At 73.2% G+C, this 23233-nt stretch carries 20 protein-coding genes and 1 pseudogene; 11 read left to right on the top strand and 10 right to left on the bottom strand.

Translation table 11 applies throughout. The annotated features are described in order from the left end of the window. Positions 1–4 precede the first annotated feature (4 nt). Genes OHA72_RS50710 through OHA72_RS50700 form a run of 3 tightly spaced genes read left to right on the top strand, consistent with a single transcriptional unit; the run spans position 5 to position 3004 of the window. Positions 5–499 carry a nucleotide exchange factor GrpE gene (locus tag OHA72_RS50710; protein WP_327003274.1) on the top strand — a complete coding sequence of 165 codons (495 nt, stop codon included), beginning with the start codon at positions 5–7 and terminating at the stop codon, positions 497–499. Next, positions 492–1355 (top strand): DnaJ C-terminal domain-containing protein, encoded by an 864-nt coding sequence (locus tag OHA72_RS50705; protein WP_327003273.1) that lies wholly within the window; start codon positions 492–494, stop codon positions 1353–1355. Before OHA72_RS50710 ends, OHA72_RS50705 begins: the two co-directional genes overlap by 8 nt. A 50-nt stretch (positions 1356–1405) precedes the next feature. Then, the gene (locus tag OHA72_RS50700; RefSeq protein WP_327003272.1) at positions 1406–3004 is read left to right on the top strand and encodes a sensor histidine kinase; all 1599 of its coding nucleotides are present in this window, start codon (positions 1406–1408) and stop codon (positions 3002–3004) included. Here the strand turns inward: OHA72_RS50700 and OHA72_RS50695 are convergent. Beyond that, entirely contained in the window at positions 2959–3687 is a 729-nt protein-coding gene (locus OHA72_RS50695) for a DUF4386 domain-containing protein (RefSeq protein WP_327003271.1), read from the bottom strand. The two genes, OHA72_RS50700 and OHA72_RS50695, sit on opposite strands and share 46 nt — an antisense overlap. 244 nt (positions 3688–3931) lie before the next feature. Here OHA72_RS50695 and OHA72_RS50690 point away from each other — a divergent pair, with 244 nt between their 5' ends. Together OHA72_RS50690 and OHA72_RS50685 are read left to right on the top strand one after the other, a co-directional pair. After that, positions 3932–5071, top strand: coding sequence for a sensor histidine kinase (locus OHA72_RS50690; protein ID WP_327003270.1), 1140 nt, complete (start codon positions 3932–3934; stop codon positions 5069–5071). After that, entirely contained in the window at positions 5068–5733 is a 666-nt protein-coding gene (locus tag OHA72_RS50685) for a response regulator (RefSeq protein ID WP_327003269.1), read from the top strand. Before OHA72_RS50690 ends, OHA72_RS50685 begins: the two co-directional genes overlap by 4 nt. Positions 5734–6012: 279 nt before the next feature. Here the strand turns inward: OHA72_RS50685 and OHA72_RS50680 are convergent, their stop codons facing one another. The 3 genes from OHA72_RS50680 to OHA72_RS50670 form a co-directional block, all read right to left on the bottom strand. Beyond that, positions 6013–8160 (bottom strand): transglycosylase domain-containing protein, encoded by a 2148-nt coding sequence (locus OHA72_RS50680; protein WP_327003268.1) that lies wholly within the window; start codon positions 8158–8160, stop codon positions 6013–6015. A 142-nt stretch (positions 8161–8302) separates the two neighbouring features. Then, on the bottom strand, positions 8303–8494 hold the full coding sequence (locus tag OHA72_RS50675; RefSeq protein ID WP_327003267.1) for a hypothetical protein: 192 nt from the start codon (positions 8492–8494) through the stop codon (positions 8303–8305). Between the two features lie 187 nt (positions 8495–8681). After that, positions 8682–10655 (bottom strand): ATP-binding protein, encoded by a 1974-nt coding sequence (locus OHA72_RS50670; protein ID WP_327003266.1) that lies wholly within the window; start codon positions 10653–10655, stop codon positions 8682–8684. 126 nt (positions 10656–10781) lie between these two features. Between OHA72_RS50670 and OHA72_RS50665 the strand changes: the two genes are divergently transcribed. After that, positions 10782–12056 carry an NAD(P)/FAD-dependent oxidoreductase gene (locus OHA72_RS50665; protein ID WP_327003265.1) on the top strand — a complete coding sequence of 425 codons (1275 nt, stop codon included), beginning with the start codon at positions 10782–10784 and terminating at the stop codon, positions 12054–12056. Between the two features lie 97 nt (positions 12057–12153). Here OHA72_RS50665 and OHA72_RS50660 read toward each other — a convergent pair whose 3' ends face one another. Next, complete coding sequence (locus tag OHA72_RS50660) at positions 12154–12756, bottom strand: TetR/AcrR family transcriptional regulator (RefSeq protein ID WP_327003264.1); 603 nt, start codon at positions 12754–12756, stop codon at positions 12154–12156. An 86-nt stretch (positions 12757–12842) separates the two neighbouring features. Here OHA72_RS50660 and OHA72_RS50655 point away from each other — a divergent pair, with 86 nt between their 5' ends. The 4 genes from OHA72_RS50655 (at position 12843) to OHA72_RS50640 (ending at position 17626) form a co-directional block, all read left to right on the top strand. Then, complete coding sequence (locus tag OHA72_RS50655) at positions 12843–13877, top strand: aldo/keto reductase (protein WP_327003263.1); 1035 nt, start codon at positions 12843–12845, stop codon at positions 13875–13877. A 45-nt stretch (positions 13878–13922) separates the two neighbouring features. Next, positions 13923–14885 carry a TIGR03885 family FMN-dependent LLM class oxidoreductase gene (locus OHA72_RS50650; protein ID WP_327011819.1) on the top strand — a complete coding sequence of 321 codons (963 nt, stop codon included), beginning with the start codon at positions 13923–13925 and terminating at the stop codon, positions 14883–14885. A 105-nt stretch (positions 14886–14990) separates the two neighbouring features. Then, entirely contained in the window at positions 14991–16592 is a 1602-nt protein-coding gene (locus OHA72_RS50645) for a CHASE domain-containing protein (RefSeq protein ID WP_327003262.1), read from the top strand. Then, positions 16544–17626, top strand: coding sequence for a sensor histidine kinase (locus OHA72_RS50640; protein WP_327003261.1), 1083 nt, complete (start codon positions 16544–16546; stop codon positions 17624–17626). The genes OHA72_RS50645 and OHA72_RS50640 overlap by 49 nt, the downstream gene beginning before the upstream one ends. Here the strand turns inward: OHA72_RS50640 and OHA72_RS50635 are convergent. The 4 genes and pseudogenes from OHA72_RS50635 to OHA72_RS50620 form a co-directional block, all read right to left on the bottom strand. Further along, positions 17611–18792 (bottom strand): sensor histidine kinase, encoded by a 1182-nt coding sequence (locus OHA72_RS50635; RefSeq protein ID WP_327003260.1) that lies wholly within the window; start codon positions 18790–18792, stop codon positions 17611–17613. The two genes, OHA72_RS50640 and OHA72_RS50635, sit on opposite strands and share 16 nt — an antisense overlap. Before the next feature lie 122 nt (positions 18793–18914). Beyond that, complete coding sequence (locus OHA72_RS50630; RefSeq protein WP_327003259.1) at positions 18915–19382, bottom strand: DUF4303 domain-containing protein; 468 nt, start codon at positions 19380–19382, stop codon at positions 18915–18917. Positions 19383–19454: 72 nt separating this feature from the next. Continuing rightward, positions 19455–20393: pseudogene (locus OHA72_RS50625) on the bottom strand (ADP-ribosylglycohydrolase family protein). A 37-nt stretch (positions 20394–20430) separates the two neighbouring features. Next, positions 20431–21690, bottom strand: a complete 1260-nt coding sequence (locus OHA72_RS50620) for a lipase/acyltransferase domain-containing protein (RefSeq protein WP_327003258.1) — start codon at positions 21688–21690, stop codon at positions 20431–20433. A 111-nt stretch (positions 21691–21801) separates the two neighbouring features. Here OHA72_RS50620 and OHA72_RS50615 point away from each other — a divergent pair, with 111 nt between their 5' ends. After that, complete coding sequence (locus OHA72_RS50615) at positions 21802–22548, top strand: DinB family protein (protein ID WP_327003257.1); 747 nt, start codon at positions 21802–21804, stop codon at positions 22546–22548. Here the strand turns inward: OHA72_RS50615 and OHA72_RS50610 are convergent. Further along, positions 22534–23199: an NAD(P)-dependent oxidoreductase gene (locus OHA72_RS50610; RefSeq protein ID WP_327003256.1), complete on the bottom strand. Its 666-nt coding sequence runs from the start codon at positions 23197–23199 to the stop codon at positions 22534–22536. The genes OHA72_RS50615 and OHA72_RS50610 overlap by 15 nt on opposite strands. Between the last annotated feature and the right edge of the window lie 34 nt (positions 23200–23233).

Raw genomic sequence — 23233 nt, 5'->3', positions numbered from 1 at the left:
CGCCATGGCACAGGATCACGCGCCCCCCGAGGAGGCCGTCGACGTCGCGGAGCTGACCGAGCGGTGGCGCCGGGCCGCGGCCGACGTGGAGAACACCCGCAAGTGGGCCGACCGGCAGGCGATCCGGCAACGCGAGGAGGAGCGGCTCGCCGTGTCCGCCGCGTGGCTGCCGGTGCTGGACAACCTGGACCTGGCGCTGCAACACGGCGACGCCGACCCGAGCACCATCCTCGACGGCGTCGCGGGCGTGCGGGACCAGGCGCTGGGTGTGCTGGCCCGGCTCGGGTTCCAGCCCGTCGGTGAGGTCGGCGAGCCGTTCGACCCGGTGCGGCACGAGGCGGCCGAGGTCGTCCGCGACAGCGACGCTCCGCCAGGCACCGTGGTGCGCGTGCTGCGCCCCGGGTACGGCGACGGCGAGCGGCTGCTGCGCCCGGCCGTCGTCGCGGTGAGCGCGCCGTCCGACCTGACCGGGCAGGAAGCGGGTCGGGACGGTGGCTGAGATCCGCGACCCGTACCAGGTGCTCGGCGTGGCCAGGGACGCGAAACCGGAGGAGATCCAGCGCGCCTACCGGACCCTGGCACGCCGCCAGCACCCCGACATCAACAAGGAACCCGGCGCGGAGGAGCGCTTCAAGGAGATCAACGAGGCGTACCACGTGCTGTCGGACCCGCAGCGCCGGGCCAGGTACGACCAGCGCGACGTCGTGCGGACCGGCGCGGGCGCCGGTGCCGGATGGCGCGGCCAGAACGTGGACCTCGAGGACCTGCTCGGCAGCATGTTCGGCGGCCGGTACGGCACCGGCGGCGCGGGCCCCGTCCCCGGCGCGGACACCCAGGCCGGGATCACGATCGGCGTCGAGGACGCGTTCCGCGGCGGCCGGCGCCAGGTGACCCTGCCCGGCCCCGACGGCCACCCCCGCCGCTACGACGTGAACATCCCCGCCGGTGTCGTGGACGGCCAGCGGATCCGCCTCGCCGGCCAGGGCAACCCCGGCGTCCTGGGCGGCCCGCCGGGCGACCTGTACCTGGTCGTGCACCTCGCGCCGCACCCGCGGTTCCGGGTCGAGGGCCGCGACGTCGTGCTCGACCTGCCGGTCGAGGCCTGGCAGGCGGCCCTCGGCGGGCCGGTGCCCCTCGAGACGCCCGGCGGGCCGGTCCGCGTCGACGTGCCGCCCGGCACGTCGTCGGGGCGCAGGCTGCGGCTGCGCGGGCGGGGCCTGCCCAACCCGCGCGGCATCCCCGGTGACCTGTACGCCGAGGTGAAGATCATGGTCCCGTCGAAGCTGACCGAACCGGAGCGGCGGCTGTTCCAGGAGCTGCGTGACGCGTCGCAGCACGAACCCCGGGACGGCTGACCGGCCGCGTCGAGCGGGCGGGGCCGCCGCGGATCGCGTACCGTGCTGCTGTGATCGGCACGGATGGATACCCGCCCGCCCGGCTGTGGCACCGGTGGAGCACGCAACGGTGGTTCGCCTCGGTCCTGATCGCGATGGTGGTCCTGGTCCTGGCCGGCACCGCGGTCGGCGCGGCGATCCTGGGGCACACCGCCGAGGTGTCCAACCGGCTCAGCGACCGGATCTCCCCGGCGCGCACCGCCGTGGTGGAGCTCACCGCCGCGCTCGTCGACCAGGAGACCGGTGTGCGGGGTTACCTGCTCAGCGGCGACGAGCGGTTCCTGGAGCCCTACGCGGAGGGCGTCGCGGACGAGCGGACGCTGCTGGCCCGCATCCGGCAGCTGCTCGCCGACGAGGCGGTCGCCCTCGCGGACCTCGACCGGGTCGAGGCGCAGGCCCGCGACTGGCGGACCACCGTGGCGGACCCGTCGATCGTGACCCGGCGCAACGGCGGCGACCCGGCGGCCGGGGTCGAAGCGGTGCTGACCGGCAAGGCGGCGTTCGACGCGGTCCGCACCCGGATCGCGACCCTGGACGGTCACCTCGACGGCGTGCGTGAGCGGGCCCGCGCGGACCTCGACACGGCCCGCCGGCTGCGCGACGGCGTGTTCCTCGGCATGGCCGGGTTCCTGCTGCTGTTCATCACCGCGATCGCGGTGCTGCTGCGCCTGGTGGTGCTGGAGCCCCTCGACCGGCTCAGCGCGGGCGTGCGCCGGGTCGCGGGCGGCGACTTCGACCACCGGCTCGCCGTGCAGGGCCCCGCCGACCTGGCCGAGCTGACCGGCGACGTGGAGACGATGCGCCAGCGGATCGTGGACGCGTTCACCGCCAGCCAGCAGGCGCGGGCAGCCCTCGAACAGCAGCAGCTGGAGCTGCACCGCTCCAACGCCGACCTGGAGCAGTTCGCCTACGTCGCCTCGCACGACCTGCAGGAGCCGCTGCGCAAGGTCGCCTCGTTCTGCCAGATGCTGCAGCGCCGCTACAGCGACCAGCTCGACGACAAGGCCCGGCAGTACATCGCCTTCGCGGTCGACGGCGCCACCCGCATGCAACGACTGATCACCGACCTGCTGACGTTCTCCCGCATCGGCCGGGTGTACGACGACAGCCGCTCCGTCGACCTCGACGAGGTGGCCGCCCAGGCCGAGGCGAACCTCGGCGGCGCGATCACCGAGCGCCGGGCCCGCATCGAGCGCCCAACCCTGCCGACGATCCCCGGCGACGTGACCCTGCTGACGATGCTGTGGCAGAACCTGATCAGCAACGCGATCAAGTTCCGCCACCCCGACCGTGACCCGGTCGTGCGGGTCACGGTCGACGAGGCCGGCGGCCTCTGGCAGTTCGGCGTCGAGGACAACGGCATCGGCATCGACCCCAAGTTCGCCGACAAGATCTTCGTCATCTTCCAGCGCCTGCATTCCCGGGAGACCTACACCGGCACCGGGATCGGGCTGGCGGTGTGCAAGAAGGTCGTGGAGTTCCACGGTGGCACGATCCGGCTCGACGACACGTACCGTGACGGCGCCCGTTTCGTGTTCACCCTGCCCCGCGCCGCGGCCGAACCTCAGGCCGCCGCCGAGCTCACCAAGGACGCCGTCGCCGCCGGCTGAGGCGCCCGGGCGCCACGGATCAGCAGCAACAGTCCCGTGGTCACCTCGAAGACGAACATCGGCGCGAACATGGCTGGGTTGACGGCCGAGGTCGCCTCCGGGAAGGCGACCGTGATCACGCCGCCCGCCGCCAGCAGCGTCGAGGCGACCACGCCCAGGCCCGCCAGCCACCGCGGCACGTACCGCGACCGCAGCAGCAGGTAGGCGAAGACCGCCGAACCGAGTCCCATGAACACGAAACCGATCGCGTAGCCCACGTTGTGCGCGTCGGCCACCAGCCACACCAGCGCCTCGGCCTGCTCGGTGTCGAGGCGCCGGCTCGTCGCCACCTGCACCACGACGACCGTGCACAGGGTGTACGCGGTGAGGATCGCGACCTGGGCCAGCCGCCAGAACGCGCCCAGCATGGCCAGTCCCTGGCTCACCGGGCGCAGCAGCACGTAGTACGCCACGGCCAGGACCGCGTCGCCGGCGAACGTCAAGGTCTCCACCGCGGCACCCAGCCGCAGCAACCGGGCGTGGTCCGCGACGTCCCGGACACTGCCGGCGGCCGCCTCGCTGCCCGGCAGGCTGCCCGGCGCGTAGATCTGCGCGAACACCCCGGTCGCCATGAGCAGCAGGTACATGAATCCGACCACCCGTGCGGCGCGGCGCTGGGAGGCGTCGATCGTGTTGATTGTCATGCCGTGCAGCATGTCGGCGCCGGCGCCCCCGTCACGTCAGGCCGACGGAGGCACCCGGGCTGCTCCCACGGTGGTAGAACCGGCGTGAACTACTCCGCAGGGAGTAGTCCGACGGCCTCCACCGGGAAGCGCCGAACGGGGTCCCGCACGCCTACAGTGCTGTCATGACCGGCCAGCGAAGCGGCTCGGGCCGGTCATCGTCGGCGCAGGCTCAGGTCACGCGCCCGGAACGGAGTGAGGACGCATGACCGCATCCAGTCAGCGCCCGGGGTCGATCTCACACCCGGGTCTGGCGCTGCTGACCGCACTGGTGCAGGGCGCCGGCACCGCGATCGCGACCCGGGGCCATCCCGCCGACGTCGGCGTCGTGGGCTACGTGCTGCTGGTCCTCAGCGGACTGGCACTGGCCGACCGGCACCGCTTCCCCCGCCGCAACTTCATCATCGTGGCGGGGGCGATCACGGCGTACCACATCCTCGGCCACCTGCCCGCCCTCACGTTCCTCGCTCCGATGATCGGCGCGTCGGCCGCGATCACCGCCGGCCACCGCTGGCTGGTCTGCGCGGTCACCTCCGGCGGGTACGGGCTGTGGCTGGCGCTCACCACCCCCACCCTCAACCGGGCCCTGACCGCGGCGGCGTTCGTGGTCGGCGGCTATGTGCTCACCGAGCTCGCCACCCCGGCCGCCCGGGCGATCCAGCGCGCGGCGCAGGAGCAGCAGCGGCTGACCGAGGAGCGGCAACGGCGCCAGGCCAGCGAGGAACGGCTGCGCATCGCTGCCGAGCTGCACGACGTCGTCGGCCACCACCTCTCATTGATCAACATCCGGGCCGGGGTGGGGCGGCACCTGATGGACCGCGACCCCGAGCAGGCCAGGATCGCGCTCGACACGATCCAGGAGACGAGCGCCGAGGCGCTGCGCGAGGTCCAGTCGGTCCTCAACACGCTGTACCCGACCGGTGAGGCCGCGCCCCGCGAACCGGCGCCCGGGCTGGACCGGCTCGACGGCCTGACCGCCGACGCCGGTCTCACGGTCCGCACGGTGATCGCCGGCGAACCCCGGCGGCTGCCCGCCGAGATCGACCGGGCCGCGTACCGCATCGTCCAGGAGGCACTGACCAACGTGCGCCGCCACGCGGGCCCCGGCGCCACCGCCGGCATCGCGATCGAATACCTGCCGCAGTCCCTGGTGATCCGGGTCGGCGACGACGGCGGGACGCAGGCACAGGCCGACACGGTGCCGCACGCGCCGCCGGGCAACGGGATCACCGGCATGCGCGAGCGCGCCGCCGCCCTGGGCGGTTCGCTGACCGCCGGCCCCGCGCCCGGCGGCGGCTGGCAGGTCCAGGCCAGCCTGCCCGCGGCGCCGGGGGCCGTCCAGTGATCCGGGTGGTGCTCGCCGACGACCAGGCGCTGGTCCGCGCCGGCTTCCGGGCGCTGCTGGACGCCGAACCGGACATCGAGGTGGTCGGGGAGGCCAGCGACGGCGCGCACGCGGTCCGCCTTGCCCGCGAGGCCCGCCCTGACCTGATCCTCATGGACATCCGCATGCCGGGCGTCGACGGCCTGGCCGCCACCCGCCAGATCGCCGCCGACCCTTCACTGGCGGCGGTGCGCATCGTCGTGCTCACCACGTTCGAGCTGGACGAATACGTCGCCGAGGCACTGCGCGCCGGCGCCGCCGGGTTCCTGGTCAAGCACACCATGCCGGCCGAGCTCATCCACGGCGTCCGGGTCGTGGCCGCCGGCGACGGGCTGCTGTCGCCGAGCGTCACCCGGCGCGTGATCGAGCAGTTCGCGGCCCGGACCGCGAGCCCGGCGCCGTCGCGGAAGCTGGCCGAGCTCACCAACCGGGAGCGTGAGGTGGTCGCCCTCGCCGGCACCGGCCTGAGCAACGAGGAGATCGCCGCCCGCCTGACCCTCAGCCCCGCCACGGCCAAGACCCACGTGTCACGCGCCATGGTCAAACTCGGCGCCCGCGACCGCGCGCAGTTGGTCGTGTTCGCCTACGAGGCCGGCCTGGTACGCCCCGGCTGGCTCTCCTGACCGAGCAGTCCGGCAGCGTGACGGATGCATGATGGCTGCGGTTTATCCGCGAGGAACGTGCGGTCTGCCCACAGGGAGGCCTTCGACCTTGACCGGATGCCGGAGGCGTTCACCGCGGCGTTGGCGGGCTTCCGGTGGTCACGTCTGCTGCTAGCAGGCCGGCGCGTTTTCGACGGGCTGTGCCGCCGGTCTAACACGCACCATTACCCAACGTGAATTGCCGTCTGCCTGGCTGGCCATTCCGCAGATCTGACCTCGCTTCCTGAGCTGCACGGATGGTTAGCCGCCGAACGCCTTGGCGTGGCTCGGCGCGGTGAAGTTCACCGCGGGCACGCCGGCGAGGGCGCCCTTGAGCGTGTATGCGACCGCGTTGTTGATGACCGGGTGCGACATCGTCTTGTTGGTCTGCGGGTTGTCGGGGTCGGTGACGATGCCGGCGACCGCGAGCTGTTTGGCCATCACGACGAACGTCGCGCTCTTCTCGCTGTCGGTGGTGCCGGTCTTGCCGGCGACGGGCCGGTCGACCTGGCCGTGGACGCCGGCGGCCGTACCACCGTCGGGGCAGGCGTTGAACGCGGACTGGTCGCCGACCGGGCAGCGGGCCATGTCCACGGCGGCGCGGGCCACGTCCGGGTCGACGACCTGCTTGCACTGCGGGCTCCCGGCGTCGATCTTGTTGCCGTTGAGGTCCCGGATCTCGACGATCGGGGTCGGGGCGCAGAATTTGCCGTCTGCGGCCAGGGTGGCGTAGGCGTTGGCGAGGTCCAGTGGGGTCGTGTCCGACACGCCCAGCGTGAACGCGCCCCACTGGTGGGCGTCAGCGGCCAGCTTGGCGTCGTTCGAGGACCGGAACTGGATGCCCAGCCGCTGCGCCACGTCGACCACCTTCTCGGCGCCGACCTTCTGCTGCAGCGGCACGAAGTACGTGTTCAGTGACATGCCGAAGCTCTGCCACATGTTGAAGTCGCCGGCCTGGTCACCGGAGTTCTTCGGGCAGTAGTGCGACCCGTTGCAGGCGGTGGGGCTGCCGGGGCCGACCGGATAGTCGGACACGAACTGTTTCTGGACGTTTTCGGTGTGCGACAGCGGCAGACCTGCCTCCAGCGCGGCGACCGCGGAGAAGATCTTGAACGACGATCCGGCCTGATAGCCGGGGAGCTGCGGGCTGCCGGTGATGAGCGGGACCGTCGTGTTGGGATAGTTGCCCTTCTGTCCCTTCTTCGCTGGGTTGGTGCTGGGCCCGTTGTGGGTCTGGTCGTTGCTGAAGTTGCGGTTCGTCGCGAGGGCCTGCACCCGCCCGGTGCCCGGTTCGATCGCGGCGAGCATGACCGCGTCGGAGTCGCCGATCTTGACGGAGTCGCCGACGCCCGGCTGGTTCTGGGCGTACTGGAACGCGGCAGCCTGGGCCTGCACGCTCATCGAGCTGACGATGGTGTAGCCGCCGGAGCGCAGCTTGTTCTGCCGCTCGTACGCGTCGGCGCCGAACGCCGGCTGCTCGAGCCACCACCGGCGCAGGTAGTCGCACATGAAGCCGGCGCCGAGGTCGGGGCGCTGGACGGCCTCGCAGCCCTCGGGAGCCCGCCTGCCGACGATCGTGAGCTCGGTGGCCGCCGCCTCGTCGGCCTGCTGCCTGGTGATGTAGCCCATCGTCACCATCTGGCCGAGCACGTACTTCTGCCGGTCCAGCGCGCGTGGCAGACCGTCGTCCGTGGCCGGGTCGTTGGTCGTCGGGGCCTTCACCAGACCGGCGATCAGCGCGGCCTCCGGCAGCGTGAGGTCCTTCGGGTCCTTGTCGAAGTAGACGTGCGACGCGGCGAAGATGCCGTACGCGCCGTGGCCGTAGGACGAGATGTTCAGGTACCGCTCCAGGATCTGCTCCTTGGAGAGCTTCTTCTCCAGCGCGACCGCGAGCTTCATCTCGCGCACCTTGCGGGCCGGCGTCTTGTCGGTGGCCTCCACGACCTCCTGCGGCACCCGCGCGGTGTAGGCGGAGACCTGCCGCACGTACTGCATCGTCAGCGTCGAGGCGCCCTGCTGATCGCCGCCGTTCTGGTTGTTCACGAACGCGCGGGCCGCACCCTTCAGGTCCACGCCGTGGTGCTGGTAGAACCGGGTGTCCTCGGCGGCCACGATCGCCTGTGTCATGACCGGCGCGACGTCGGTGATCGGCACGTCCCGCCGGTTCTCGTCGTACATCATCGCCAGCAGTGTCCTGCCGTCGCTGGCGTAGACGTACGAGATCTGCGGCGCCGGCAGCACGTCGAACGTGGTCGGCAGACTCTCGAAGTGGTCGGCGCCGGTCTTGGCGGCCAGGCCCGACACGGCCAGCGCCGGGAACGTCGCAGCGGCCACCACCACGCCGGCGAGCAGTCCACACAGCAGCAGGGACGAAACGGCGGACAGCGCACTATGGCCACGCAAACGCATACAGATACCCCAGGGTTTCGCCGGCTACGCAGTCGCAATCGCTCCAAGTCCTACCCAACCTGACGCTTTGCGACACGTGACGCTTTGCACATGGATCGGCAGTAACTGTCCATTGTGGACCATCTCGGTTGCGGCAGGCGCGTCAGCGGGGCTGGGGACCGCGTCGCCGTCGGGTCCACAGCCAGCCGCCGGCCAGGAGCAGCACCACGACAACCGTGCCGGTCCGGCGGAACTCGGGCTTACGGACGGTGCGGCGCTGGTGGGTGCGGGCACCGCGGAGCGCGACGGTGCGTGCGAACGCGACGGTGCGGGAGGAGCCGTACGGTGTCCGCACGCCCGCAGTGACCGCGGCGCTGAACGTCGTGACCGCACCGCGGCGCTGAACGTCGTGACCGCCAGGCCGGTGCGCCGACCCAGGGCTCGAAAGCCGGCCTGGATGCTGGTCAGGTACCACGCGGTGGTGACCTTGCTCCGTGTCCTGACGTCGTCGACGAAGTCCATGACGTCGAAGCTCCACTTGGTCAACCGGCGACCGGCGCGCCGTCGAGGTCGGTGCTGGCGGCCAGCACGTCGTGGAGTTTGCACAGCAGCTGGTCGGCGGTGAACGGCTTCTCCAGGAAGGCGATGTCCTCGTCCAGGATGTGGGTCGTGCCCAGCAGACCGTTGCTGTACCCCGACATGTAGAGCACCGGCAGGCCGGGGCGGCGGTCGTGCAGGCACTCGGCGAGCCGGCGACCGGACATGCCGGGCATGATGACGTCGGTGAGCAGGACGTCGCAGGGGCGCTGCTGGTCGGCGGTCAGGGCCTCGTCGCCGTTCGCGGCCGTCACGACGTGGTAGCCGGCGTTGCCGAGGATGCGCGTGATGACCCGGGCCAGGGCCGGCTCGTCCTCGACGACCAGGACGGTGCGGCCGTCGCCGCGGGGCGGCTTGTCGTGGCGCGGGGCCGCGCTGGGTGTGGTGCCGGTCGGGGTGACGAGCGGGAGGTAGACCCGGAACGTGGTGCCGACGCCCGCCTCGGTGTACAGGGTGATGCTGCCGCCCGCCTCGGCGAGGATGCCGTAGACCGTCGACAGGCCCAGGCCGGTGCCCTGGCCGCGCGGTTTGGTCGTGTAGAAGGGCTCGAAGACGTGCGCGGCGACGTCCGGAGGCATGCCCTCGCCGGTGTCGCTGACGAGCAGGCGGGCGTAGCGGCCGGCGGCCGGCTGGGGTTGCAGGTCCAGCTCGCTGCCGGTCAGGTCGGTGGTGTTTGCCTCGATGACCAGGGTGCCGCCGTCGGGCATGGCGTCGCGCGCGTTGAGCGCCAGGTTCAGCAGCACCTGCTGGACCTGGCCGGGGTCGGCGCGGACCGTCAGCGGCTGGGCCGACGGCACGGTGATGAGCGTGATGTGCTCGCCGATGGTGCGCTCCAGCATGGTCTGGACCTCGGCGACGGCGGCGTTGAGGTCGACGTCCTGGAGCTGGATGGCGTCGCCGCGGGTGAACGTGAGCAGCTGCCGGGTCAGGTTGATCGCGCGGTCGGCGGCGGTGCGGACGTGGGCGAGGTCGGCCCGCACGGCGGCGTCGCCCTCGCTCTGGTCGACGGCGAAGTCGGTGTAGTTGACGATGATCGCGAGGAGGTTGTTGAAGTCGTGCGCGACGCCGCCGGCGAGCTTGCCGAGGCTCTCCATCCGCTGCGCCTGGTGGGTGCGTTCCTGCATGGCCCGCTGCCGCTCCGCGGCCTCCTTGGCCGCGGCGATGTCGCGGGCGACGACGGAGATGCCGATGACGGTGCCGGCGCTGTCCTCGATCGGGGCGACGGTGAACGCGACCTCCAGGGGCGAGCCGTCCTTGTGGACCCGTTGCGCCTCGTAGGAAAGACCCCGCTCACCGGCGCGGATCCGGGAGAGGAGCCGGGCCTGCTCGTCGGTGCCGTTGCCTTCGGTCACGATGAACGCGTGCCGGCCGATCGCCTCGTCGGCGGTCCAGCCGAACAGCCGCTCGGCGCCGGCGTTCCAGGCGGTGATGACGCCGTCCGGGGTCGAGCCGATGATGGCGTCGGCGGTGTGTTCGACGACCGCGGCGAGGGTGGCCCGGTGGTTCTCCGCGGCGGCACGGGCGGCCCGTTCCCGCTCGCCGGCGACCTCCAGGCGGTGCTGGCGCCACGGATCGACGTACATGGCACCCTTGTCGAGCAGGACGCCGTACCCGCGGCGCAGCGTCCAGTAGTAGACGCCGACGACGGCGGTGAATGCGTCCCACAGTGCCGCCGACCACGACCAGCCCGCCGCCGAGCCGTGTCCGGCATGCAGGATGCTGCGGTAGGACAGCAGCGCGTGGATCCCGTGCCCGACGGCGCAGCTGAAGAAGATCAGCGCGGTGGCCACGGCGAGCTTGTTCGTGCGCAGCTGACCGGCCCGCGTCACCGGCACGACGATCGCCACCATGATCGCCGCGTAGGCAGCCATGATGACGATGTTGCCGAGCAGGTAGAGCTGGTCCGGCATACTCGTCATATCGGACGTTACGCCGAACAGTTGAGCAACTGATACGTCGGTTTACCGTCCTTCCAGGTGCGCCCTTCGACACAGACGCCGCCCCGTGACCGGCGGATCGTCTGCGGTCAAGGAGGTACACACCACATGTCGAATCACCATTCGGACCGCGCGGTGGTCCTCGGCGGCAGCGTCGCCGGGATGATGGCGGCCGCCGCACTCGCACAGCGCTTCACCAGCGTCACCGTCGTCGAGCGCGACATCCTGCCGCAGGGCGGCGACCGTGAGCACCGCCGCGGCGTGCCGCAGGGCCGGCACGTGCACGGGCTGCTGCCCCGGGGGCGGCAGATCGTGGAGGAGCTGCTGCCCGGGTTCACCGAGCGGGTCCTCACCGCCGGCGGCCACCAGGGCGACATCCTCGGCAACTGCCGCTGGTATCTCAACGGCCTGCCGCTGCGGCAGGCGCACACCGGGCTGGCCGCGCTGTCGGCGAGCCGGCCGCTCCTGGAGGGGTCCATCCGCGACCTCACCCTGGCCCTGCCCAACGTGACGCTGCTGGACGGCCACGACGTCGTCGGCGTGTGCACGAAGGAAGGCCGGATCACCGGCGCGCGGGTCACCAGCCTGCACGGCGGCGGCTCCCGGGTCATGCCCGCGGACCTCGTCGTCGACGCCACCGGCCGGGGGTCCCGCGCCCCGCACTGGCTCGCCGACCTGGGCCTGCCCGTCCCGCCGGAGGAGTCGGTGCGCATCGACCTCGCGTACACCTCCCGGGTTTTCGACGTGCCCGACGAGCTGTTCGACGGCGACGTCGTGGTGGTCACGGCCCGCTTCCCGGGTCAGCACCGCAGTTCGGTGATGCAGCGCCTGGAAGGTGGCCGCGCCCTCGTCACGCTCGCCGGCGTGCACGGCGAGCGGGCACCGGCCGACCTCGCGGGGTTCACCGCCTATGCCGAGTCGTTGCCCGTGTCAGCCACGGCGGATGTGGTACGGGCAGCGACTCCCGCCGCAGACGCCGTCGCGTTCCGCTACCCGACGTATGTCCGGCGCCGCTACGAGCAGCTGGAGACGGTCCCGGACGGTCTGCTGGTCCTGGGCGACGCCGCCTGCGCGTTCAACCCGGTGTACGGCCAGGGCATGTCGGTCGCCGCGATGTGCGCCGAGACCCTGCGCGCGTCGGTCGAGCCGGCCGCGTTCTTCGCCGCGCAGGCAGCGGTGCTGGACGCGCCGTGGACCCTCGCGGTCCGCGCCGACGTGGAGGGCCCGTCGGAGCCGATGCGGCTGCTGCAGCTGGCCGCGGTGCACGACGCCGAACTGGCGGAGGCGTTCATCCGGGTCACCGCGCTGGTCGACCCGCCGTCGGCGCTGTTCGCGCCGCGGATCGGGCAGCGCCTGTCCGCCTCGGCGTCGACCGCGGCGTAACCACCGGCCGGGCCGGGCCGCACTTCAGCAACGCCGCATTCCGGCCGGGCCGCCGCGTCTCAGCCGGGCCGCCGCGTCTCAGCCGGGGCGGTGCGTCTCAGCCGGGGCTGCGGACGAAGGCGCCGGCCCGGGCGGCCGCGGTGGCCGCCGCCGCGGCCGTGTCGGCGGCGGACTCGTCGAGCGGGTCGCCGCTGGCGAGGAGTCGGTAGTACAGCGGCGCCGACACGGCGAGGATCACCTCGTCCGGGTCGGTGCCCGCCGGGACCTCGCCGCGCCGCACGGCGAGGTCCACGCACGGCGCCCACTCCCGGATCCGCGTGCGGTAGAAGCCGTGCAGCGCCTCGGCGGTCCGCGGGTCCGAGGTGGCCGCGGCGATGACCGCCTTGAACAGCGGGCCCTGCCGCGGGTCGGTCAGCGTCCGCTGGACCAGACGGGCGTTCGCGCGCAGGTCCCCGGCGAGCGAGCCGGTGTCGGCGCGCGGCAGCGACTGCTCCGCCATGTCCAGCAGCAGGTCCGCGACCAGCCCGGTGACGGTGCCCCAGCGCCGGTACACGGTCGTCTTGCCCACCACCGCCCGCCGCGCCACGTCGGCGAGGTCCAGGTTGGCCAGGCCGTGCTCGGCGAGCGCGTCGCCGGCCGCCCGCAGCACCGCGCCCCGCACCCGCGCGGTGCGCCCCCCGGGCCGCGCGTTCCCCGTCATAACGGTGCTCCAGTTCCGTTTGCATGCCGCCGGTGCTAGCGTAGCGGAAGCACTAACGGAACCACAGCACCATTAAGGGGACGGTCATGGAGTACAGGAGACTGGGCGCGTCCGGGCTCAAGGTGCCGGCGCTGAGCTTCGGCGCCGGGACGTTCGGCGGCAGCGGGCCGCTGTTCGGCGCCTGGGGCACCACCGACGCCCGCGAGGCACGCCGGCTCGTCGACATCTGCCTCGACGCCGGGGTGACGATGTTCGACACCGCCGACGTGTACTCCGGCGGCGCCTCCGAGGAGGTCCTCGGGCAGGCGGTCAAGGGCCGCCGCGACCGGGTCCTGCTGTCCACGAAGACCAGCCTGCCGACCGGCGACGGCCCAGAGGACGCCGGCTCGTCCCGGTCCCGGCTGATCCGCGCCTGCGACGCCGCGCTGCGCCGGCTCGGCACCGATCACATCGACCTGTTCCAGCTGCACGCGTTCGACGCCGGCACGCCCGTCGAGGAGGTCCTGTCGACGCTGGACGGTCTCGTCAGCGCGGGCAAGGTCCGCTACCTCGGCGTGTCCAACTTCGCCGGCTGGCAGATCATGAAGTCCCTGGCCGCCGCCGACCGGCACGGCCACCCGCGCTACGTCGCCCACCAGGTGTACTACTCCCTCGTCGGGCGCGACTACGAGTGGGACCTGCTGCCGCTCGCCCTGGACCAGGGCCTCGGCGCCGTCGTGTGGAGCCCGCTCGGCTGGGGCCGGCTCACCGGCCGGATCCGTCGCGGTACCCCGCCGCCGGCCGGCAGCCGCCTGCACGAGACCGCCGCGTTCGGCCCGCCGGTGGACGACGAGCACCTCTACACCGTCGTCGACGCCCTCGACGAGGTCGCCGCCGAGACCGGCCGGGCAGTGCCGCAGATCGCCATCAACTGGCTGCTGCACCGCCCGACCGTGGCCACCGTCGTCATCGGCGCCCGCGACGAGACCCAGCTGCGCCAGAACCTCGGCGCCGTCGGCTGGTCGCTGACGCCCGAGCAGGTCGCCCGCCTCGACGCGGCCAGCGCCAGGACCGCGCCGTACCCGCACTTCCCGTACCAGCGCCAGGAGGGCTTCGCACGGCTCAACCCGGCGCCCGTCTGACGGCGCGTGCATGGCAAGGCGGGGCGGATGGGTAACAGGCTGCGCATGACGGTCTTCGGGTTCCACAACTCCCACGAGCAGATCCATCCGTCCGCGCTGCTGGCGGCGGTGCGGCGGGCCGAGGCGGCCGGGTTCACCGCCGCCATGTGCTCCGATCACTTCTCGCCGTGGAGCGAGCGGCAGGGGCAGTCGGCGTTCGCGTGGTCGTGGCTCGGCGCGGCGCTGCAGGCCACGCAGCTGCCGTTCGGGATCGTGAACGCGCCCGGGCAGCGCTACCACCCGGCGATCATCGCGCAGGCGATCGGGACCTTGGCCGCCATGTACCCGGGGCGGTTCTGGGCGGCGCTCGGCACCGGCGAGGCCAGCAACGAGCACATCACCGGCGGCGGCTGGCCCCGCAAGGACGTCCGCAACGCCCGGCTCCGCGAGTGCGTCGACGTCATCCGGGCGCTCCTCGCGGGTGAGGAGGTCAGCCACGACGGCCTGGTCACCGTCGACCGGGCCCGGCTGTGGACCCGGCCGGAGGAGCCGGTGAAGCTGATCGGCGCCGCCGTCAGCGTGCAGACCGCCGGCTGGGTCGGGCAGTGGGCCGACGGGCTGATCACCGTGAACCAGCCGGTCGAGCACCTCCGCCGGATGATCGACGCATACCGGGAAGCCGGCGGCCGCGGCGACCTGTGCCTGCAGGTGCACGTCAGCTGGGCACCGACGCAGGAGGAGGCCCTGGCCGTCGCGCACGAGCAGTGGCGCAGCAACATCTTCGCGCCGCCGGTGTGCTGGGATCTTGAGATGGCCGAGCACTTCGACGTGGTGTCCGCCGACGTCACACCCGAGCAGGTCGCCAAGACCGTGCACGTGAGCGCCGACCTCGGCCGGCACGCGGAGATCCTGCACCAGTACACGGAGCTCGGCTTCGACCAGATCTACCTGCATCACGTCGGGCAGCACCAGGACGAGTTCATCGACGCGTTCGGCGCGAAGGTCCTGCCGCAGATTCGTTCGGCTTGAGCGCGGTGCGGAGCGTCGCATGGGGGGCGTCAGCCGGGGGAGCTGGAAACAGCAAAGTCCGAAGGAACGGCGGCCGCAGACCGATAACCCGGTATGTGGTCCGTCGTGCGGCGGGTCGGGCGCGTCGTGTCACGCGCCGGGGTCCTCGCCACACTCGTCGCGGTCCTCGCCGCGGCGGTGTCCGCCGGGGCCGGGGTGGTGCTGGACCGCGCCCAGCAGCGGGAGATGACGCAGGCCCGGGACCGCAAGGTCGGCGCGGTCGCCGCGGTCGTCACCAACGAGACGGGCCGGTACGTCGACACCCTGCGCACCATCGCGGCGTCCGTCGGCGCCTTCGAGCCGCTGACCGCCGCGAAGTTCGCCCAGGCGATCGACCCGCTGCGGCACATGGGGCTCGCGGGCGCGACGTCGATCGCGTTCATGGTCCCCGCCCAGGACGGCGAGATCGACCGGGTGCAGGAGCTGTGGCGGCAGCGGGGCGCGCCGGACCTGACGTTCAAGCCGAAAGGCCCCGGACCCGCCCACATCTTCTCGGTGTTCAGCGAGCCGTTCGACGGCACGACCGCCGGGTCCGACACCTACCTGCTCATCCGCGACCAGAACCTGCCCGAGAGCAAGCGGCAGAAGTCGTTCGTGCTGACCGCCCCGGTGTACGGCACGCCCGGTACACCGCGCGCATCCGACCCGGACGGGGCGCGGCCGTTTCTCGGCTGGGTGCTGATGGGGCTGCGGGGACAGGACTTCATGGCCGCCGCCGTGCGGCGCAGCACCCAGAACACCGCGGACGTGACGCTGACGGCCCGCGACGCCGACGGCACGCTCGGCACCGTCGCGTCGGTGCGCGCGGACTCCGACCGGCACCGCACGGACGACGTCGCCGTCGACGTCCACGTGGCGCAGGCGCAGTGGCGGCTGCGGATCAGCGTCGTCGCCGCGGACCTGCCCGGCGCCGGGCCGTTCCCGGCGGCGATGACGACCGCGGGGTTCGGCCTCGGCGGGCTGCTGGCCGCGCTGACGTTCGTGCTGGGCACCGGGCGGGCCAGGGCCGACGTCCGGGTCGCGGCCGCGACCGCGCGGCTGCGGCGCACGGAGGCCGAGGCGCGCGAGCACGCCGACCTGCTCTCCGCCGTGGTGAACAGCGTCAGCGACGGGGTCGGGGTCGTCGACGAGCAGGGCCGGTTCCTGCTGCACAACCCGGCGGCCAAGGCCCTGCTGGGAGTGGAGGACAGCCAGGACGGCGCAGCCTCCTGGCAGGAGCACTACGGCATCTTCCACCCCGACGGCACCACCCCGTTCCCCACCGGCGAGCTGCCGCTGGCCCGGGCGCTGGGCGGTGAGGCCAGCGACCAGGTACCGATGGTGATCCGCAACGCCGGCAACCCGGACGGGATCGTCATCACCGTGTCGGCGCGGCCGCTGCACGGCAGCGCCGGGCGGCCGGGCGCGGTGGCGGTGTTCCACGACATCACGGCGCGCGCCGCCGCGGACCGGGCGATCGCCGAGGCCAACACCGCGCTGCGGACGACGAGCTGCGGCTGCGGGAGGCGGCCGAGGCGGAGCTGCGGGCCGCGCGGGACGACCTCGCCGCGGAGCGGGCGTACCTGCGGCAGGTCCTGGACGCGCTCGACGTCTCCGTCATCACCTGCGACGCCGACGGCATGCTGGTGCACACCAACCGCGCGGCGCGGGCCGCGATCCCGGGCGTGAGTCCGGGCGCTGACGCCGACGCCGGCGTGCCGCTGCCGGTGGTCGAGAGCGGCCGCCGGCTGCGGATGACCCAGCCCGACGGCACGCCGTTCGCCGAGCACGACCTGCCGCTGCTGGTGGCGCTGCGCGGCCAGCGGGTCGACGGCGTCGAGGCGCACGTGACCAACGCCGACGGGCACCACCAGGTGGTGATGATGCACGCCCGGCCGTTGCGTGGCCGGGACGGCCGGATCATGGGCGCCGTCGCATCGTCGTACACCATCACCGCGCTGCGGCAGCGGGAGGCCGAGCTGACCGCGTTCGCCGGCATCGTCGCCCACGACCTGCGCAGCCCGCTGACGGCGATCGGCGGGTTCACCGAGTTCGTCCGCGACTCGCTCGCCGACGGCGGTCCCGGCCACGAGCACCGCGAGGAGCGTGCCGTGCTGGACCGCACGCTGGCCACGACGGCACGGATGCGGCGACTCATCGACGACCTGCTCGGCTACGCCGCGGCCCGCGACGCCGTGCTGGACGCCCGCGACCTCGACCTGCGCGCCGTCGTCGACGACGTGGTCACCGAGCGGCTCGCCGCGCAGGCCGTCGACCCGACCAGCCCGCCCGCGCAGATCTTCGTCGGCGCGATGCCGTCGGTCCACGCCGACCCGGCGCTGCTGCGACAGCTGCTGGACAACCTGATCGGCAACGCGTTGAAGTACACCCCGCCGGGGCAGCCGGCCCGCGTCGACGTGTGCGCGACCCCGCACGGCGCCGGCTGGGTCCGCGTCGACGTCGCCGACCGCGGCATCGGCATCCCCGAGGGCGAGCACGACGCGATCTTCACCGGCTTCCACCGGGCGCACCGCACCGCCGACTACGCCGGCACCGGCCTGGGCCTGGCCATCTGCCAGCGGGTCGTGGAGCGGCACGGCGGCACGATCGCCGCCAACGACAACCCCGGCGGCGGTGCCAGGCTGTCCTTCACCCTGCCGACGGCGCAGTCCACAAGGTTCCACGCCCGCTCACGCATGTCGTCGGATCAGCCCTTCGGCTGAGCCGTGGCCTGCCGGGGCAGCGTGATGACGAAGCAGGCGCCGGGGTCGGCCGGTTCGTAGGTGAGGTCTCCGCCGTGCGCGCGGGCCAGTTCCCGCACGATCCACAGCCCGAGGCCCACGGAATTGGCGGTGCCGTTGCCGCCGTACCGCGAGAACAGCCCGCCGACCGAGGCCTCCGGCACACCACGGCCGTGGTCGCGGACCGTGATCGACAGCGTCGAGCCGTCCGTCGCGGCGGAGCTCACGCAGATCGGGGCCGCACCGTGCCGCACGGCGTTGCCGATGAGGTTGACCAGCATCTGCTCCAGACGGTCCGGGTCCGCGGTCACGGTCAGGTCAGGATCGACGTCGATGACGGCGTCGGCCTGCGGGGTGAGGCTGACGGCGTCCTGGGCCGCCGCCCGCACCGGCACCGGCCGCAGGTCCAGCCGGAGCACGCCGTCCTCGACCCTGCCGACGTCGAGCAGCCCGCTGGCCAGGCGCGCGATCCGGGCCACCTGCCGCAGCGCGGCGGCGGTCAGCCGGGCCCGGCGCTCCGGCGGCAGGCCGGCGTCCTCGTCGAGCAGCTCCAGGGCGCCCTGCACGGCGGTCAGCGGCGAGCGTACGTCGTGGGCGAGGGTCAGCATCAGCGACGCCCGCCACCGCTCGGCCGCGGCGACCTCGGCCCGCGCCTCCCGCCACTGCCGCACCCGCCCGGCGATCAGGACCGCGACGGCGGTCACCACCGGCACGAAGACGACCGCGCTGCCGACGACCTCTGGCGCCTGATGGGTGGCGACCAGCGGCGCGACGTACGCGGTGGCGGTCAGCGGCGTCAGCGCGTACGCGATCCACGGCGGATGGTGCAGCCCCACCCAGGCGAACAGCAGCACGAAGAACGGCCCGGTCCCGGAGGCGGTCCCGCCGAACGCCCACGTCGAGAACGCCAGCACCGCCAGTCCGGCGACCGCCAGCGCCACGGTGGCCCGCGGGTGCAGCCCCTGCCACGGCACCCACCAGGCGGCCGCCGCGATGCCGAAGTCGGCGACCGCGACCACCAGCAGGTCCCGCGGCCGGCTGTGCGGCTGGGCCATCCCCAGCACGGCGAGGACCCCGGCGAGCAGGAACAGGGCAGCCGCGGCACGGGCCGCCCCGACATTCCCATCAAAACCGATTCTTCGCCACATTACGGACCGATTGTATGGCCCACCGGGACCTCCCAGCGCTCGAAGAGGTCCGGGCCCGCGCCGACGCATCCCGCGATCTGGGCGAGTTCAACACACCACCGTTCGGAGTTCGTGCCCGCAGCTCACGTTCGTGGTCGCAGGTCGCGCTCCAGACGCGCGAACGCCGGCGGTGGGTTGAGCCGCCGGGCGTTGTCCAGCCGGCTCCGGTTGCTCTGGTCGCCTTGCAGCACGGTGACGATCACCTGCTCGCGGGCGGCGCCCCGGCCGAAGACCCCCTCGGCGTCCAGCACGGCGAGCGCGCGGAAGCACGCCTCGAACCGGGCGCCGACCTCGGCGTCGAATGCATCCTCATCGCGTTGCCACGGGTCGCCTCGGCTGTCGAGCAGTTCGAGAACGTCGTGGAAATGCTCCTCGCCGAGCAGATGGCACGGCCAGTCCGGCGGGCTCCAGCGCACCTCGGCAGCCGGCGCGGCGCCCGCCGTCCTCCGCAGCCCTTCTTCCGAGCAGCAGGTCGGCAGGATGTAGGTGGCGCACGCGTCGGTGTACAGCGCGTAGCAGTAGAACGACTCGCCCGGGTGCAGCTCCCGCACCTCACTGAAGGCGGCGCGCCGCGGCCACCAGCCGGGTCGTCAGCGCGCCGGTCGGCATGCCGGGACCGCCCGTCATTGCTGCGCGCGCTCGGACCAGGGCGGGAGGGGTTCCCGGCGGGCGATCCACCCGGCCGGCACGCCGCGACTGCCCGGCCGGTCGCCGATGCCGGTGTACGCAGCGACCACGCCACCCACGATCGCGGCAGTCGTGTCGATGTCGCCGCCGGCCTCCACGCACGCCCCGACCGCGGCGGGATAGTCGTCGAGGAACGTCGCGGCGGCCCACAGCGCGAACGGCACCGTGTCCTGGGCCGTGACGCGCGAGCCGTTGCCCAGGTCGTGGGCGGCCTCGGTGACGGTGCGGCCGATCAGCCGGCCGGCCCGCGTGACGCCGCGCCGGACCTGGCCGTCGGGCAGGTGCGGGACGACCGCGTCGAGGAACTGCCGCGGCGGCGGGCGCAGGCCGGCGAGCCTGCCGTCGGCGGCCCGGCAGGCGGCGACGGCGACGGCCACCGCACACCCGCGACGCCATCGGGGTGCGCGTGGATCGTGGCGGCGGACCGGGTCGCCTGCTCGGCCGCCCGCCGTGCGGCGCCGACGTGGTAGGCGCCCAGGGGAGCGACCCGCATCGCGGCGCCGTTGCCGCAGGAGCCCCGCCGCCGAACGCGGCCGCGGCGGCCTCCTGCCACGGCCGGCCTTCGCGGATCTCGGACAGGATGCTCGCCGCGCCGACGCCGTAGCCCCGGTGCGGCGTGCAGCGCCGCGCGAAGTCGCCGGCGAGGGCGGCGGTGTCGACCTGCCCATGGTCGCGCAGGTGCGCCACCACGGAGCAGGCCATCTCGGTGTCGTCGGTCCACTCCACGGCCCCGCCGGTGGCCGGCCCGCGGCGAGGTCGGCGACGGACCGGCCGACCATGAAGAACTGGGCGCCGAGCGCGTCGCCGACCGACAGGCCGTGCAAGCTGTCGTAGCACAGGTCCAGCCGGGCCTGTTCGTACACCACCGGGCTCATCGAACCCGATTCTGCCCTGTCGGGGCGGGCGGGTCGATCAGAGGTTGACGGTGCTGCGGTGGCCGGTCGACGGCCATGCGGGGATCGGCAGGACGGTGAGCGTGCCGGTGCCGCGTTCGACGGCGGTGACCACGGTGCGGCCGCGGGCCGGGATGTAGACGTCCATGCCGGTGATGAAGGTCTGCGCGTAGAACTCCGGCAGCGGCGCCGACAGGTCGGTCACGCCGTCGCTGTGCTTGTCGAACGCGAAGATGCCGATGACCCGCTTGACCCGGGGGCTGTTCGCCTCGTTGAGGACGTCCTGGCCGTTGATGCGCAGGCGGTCGCTGCCGGCCCACCACTCCTTGTTGCGGTTGACCACGATCGCGGCGTGCCGGTCACCGACCTCGACCAGGGCGCCGAGGCCCTCGCCGGGGGTGCTGGTGAGCAGGCGGATCAGCCGGTCGGTGCGCTGGAACGGCGTGAAGTAGAAGTGGTGGGTCGCCGCGCCCGCGCGCACCACCGCGAACTCGTACCGGGTGCCGCCGTCGGCCTGGATCGGGCCGAAGGCGCCGTCGCCGGACAGGGGAGCGGTCGCGGCGAGCCGCGTGCGGGTGCCGAGACCGTTGAGCGCGTACACCTGCAGCGTGCCCGCCGGTACACCGGCGTTGACGGGGAACAGCACGGCCCGTCCGGACAGCGCGATCCGCCGCTGCGGTGCGACCCGGGTGGTCCTGGGGTCCTTGCCGGTGAGGAACCGGTGCACGTGGACGAAGCTCTCCACGGACGTGACCGTCTGGGTGTGGGACTGGTCGGGCAGGGACACGTTGGTGGCGCCGGCGATGGTACGGGCCGGGTCACCCTCGCCCCAGATCGCGAGGGTGGGCACGCCGCCGGGCTGGGCGGTGGCGGTGCGCCCGTCGAGGTTGACGTAGTGCGCGACGCGGGCGGCGCGAGCCGGGCTGCTGTTGAGGTATCCCTGCACGACGAACGTGCCCAGCGAGTGCGCGACCAGGTCGACCTGTCCGGTGCCGGCCTCGCGCAGCAGCCGGTCGATGCGGGCGTCGAGGCCGGCCCAGACCTGGTCGAGGGTGTTGAGCGTGAAGGTGGAGTCGTACTCGTGCGCCTCCACCAGCGCGGCCGGGTAGCCGTTGCTCGCGAAGCGTTTGGCCTGCGTCTGGTACTGCTGGGCGGAGCCGGCCGAGCCGTGCACGAAGACGATCGGGCGGTGCTGCTGCTGGGCGGGGTGTGCGGCGGCGGGGTCCGGCGTCGCCAGCAGCGCGGCGACGAGCAGGAGCCCGAGAGTTCGGCGAATCATGCTGAGTGTCCCCTTGGAATAGGCGGGCATGATTATGCACTGCCAGTGCAGTATCTATTCCGGCGGGCGGCCTGTCGAGACGCGCCGGCGATCCGGCGATATCGTCGCGGCATGGCCGAACGCTTCGAGGACAAGGACCTGTCGGAGGCGCAGTTCCGGGTGGTCCGCCTGGCCCGCGCCCGGTTCCAGGACGTGGACCTCACCGGCGTGGTGATGCGCGGCGTCGAGCTGGTCGACGCCGACATCCACGGCGAGATCGGCAACCTGACGATCAACGGCGTCGAGGTGGGGCCGCTGATCGAGGCCGAACTCGACCGGCGGCACCCGCAGCGGGCCAGGATGCGACCGGCGGACGCGGCCGGCTTCCGCGAGGCGTGGGACATCCTGGAAGGACTCTGGGACGGCACCGTCCAGCGGGCCCGCCGGCTGGATCCCGCGCTGCTGCACGAGTCCGTCGACGGCGAGTGGTCGTTCGTGGAGACGCTGCGGCACCTGGTGTTCGCCACCGAGGCGTGGGTGCTCCGCGCGGTGCTCGGCGACCCGGCGCCGTGGCATCCGCTGTCGCTGCCGTGGGACGGGATGCCGGACACCCCGGGCGTGCCCCGCGACCGCACGGTCCGGCCGTCGCTGGACGAGGTGCTCGAGCTGCGGCGGGACCGGTGGGCGACGGTGCGCACCGTCGTCGACGGCCTCACCGACGCGTCGCTGGACGTGCGCACCGTGCCGGTCGAGGGGCCGGGATGGCCACCGCCGCGCAGCTTCCCCGTGCGCGAGTGCGTGTCGGTCGTGCTCAACGAGGAATGGGAGCACCGCCTGTACGCCGAGCGGGACCTGGCCGTGCTCTCACTGAAAGACTGAGATCCGGGTGCGGTGGTGCCCTGGGGTCTCGATCTCGTCGAGCGCGGCGACCGCGAGGTCCGCGTAGGACAGTCCGGTCGCCGGGGCGGCGTCGCCTCCGGTCCGGTACCGCCCGAGCCGCGGACCGTCCGGGTCGAGCCCCGCCGGTGGGGTGAGCATGAGCCAGTCGACCTCGGTCTCACCGGCCGCCCTGAGCCGGTCCAGGCCGGCGGTGTGCGACAGCGCGAAGGGCCGCAGCTGGGCCGGGAACGCCGCCGGGTCGTCCAGCACCGGGCGGCCGTCGGCGCCGAGCAGGTTCGCGAACAGCCCGATGAGCACCAGCCGGCGCACCCCGGCCTTCGGCAGGCCGTCGAGGAGCGCCTCGACCCCGTCGACGAAGAACCGCTCGTCCGGCCTCGACCGGGCCAATGCCTCCGGACCGGAGAACGGGGTGACCGCGCTGACCACGGCCTTGTGGCCGTGCGGGATCGTCGACGTCGCGGCGGGGTCCCTGACGTCGCCCTGCACGACGCGGATCCCGTCGCCGGCGAGACCGGCGTGCCGCGCCGGATCCCGCACGACGGCGGTGACCTGATGCCCGCGGTGCAGCGCCTCGGCCGTGACCGCCCGCCCGGCCCTGCCGCCCGCCCCGAAGATGACGATGCCGCCCATGATCCCGCTCCTCCGCCCGTCGCCGCACTGACTG

Source organism: Dactylosporangium sp. NBC_01737 (assembly GCF_035963215.1).
Lineage (GTDB): Bacteria > Actinomycetota > Actinomycetes > Mycobacteriales > Micromonosporaceae > Dactylosporangium.
Note: the sequence above shows the minus strand (reverse complement) of the source record. Positions and strands in the feature narration are given on the sequence as shown.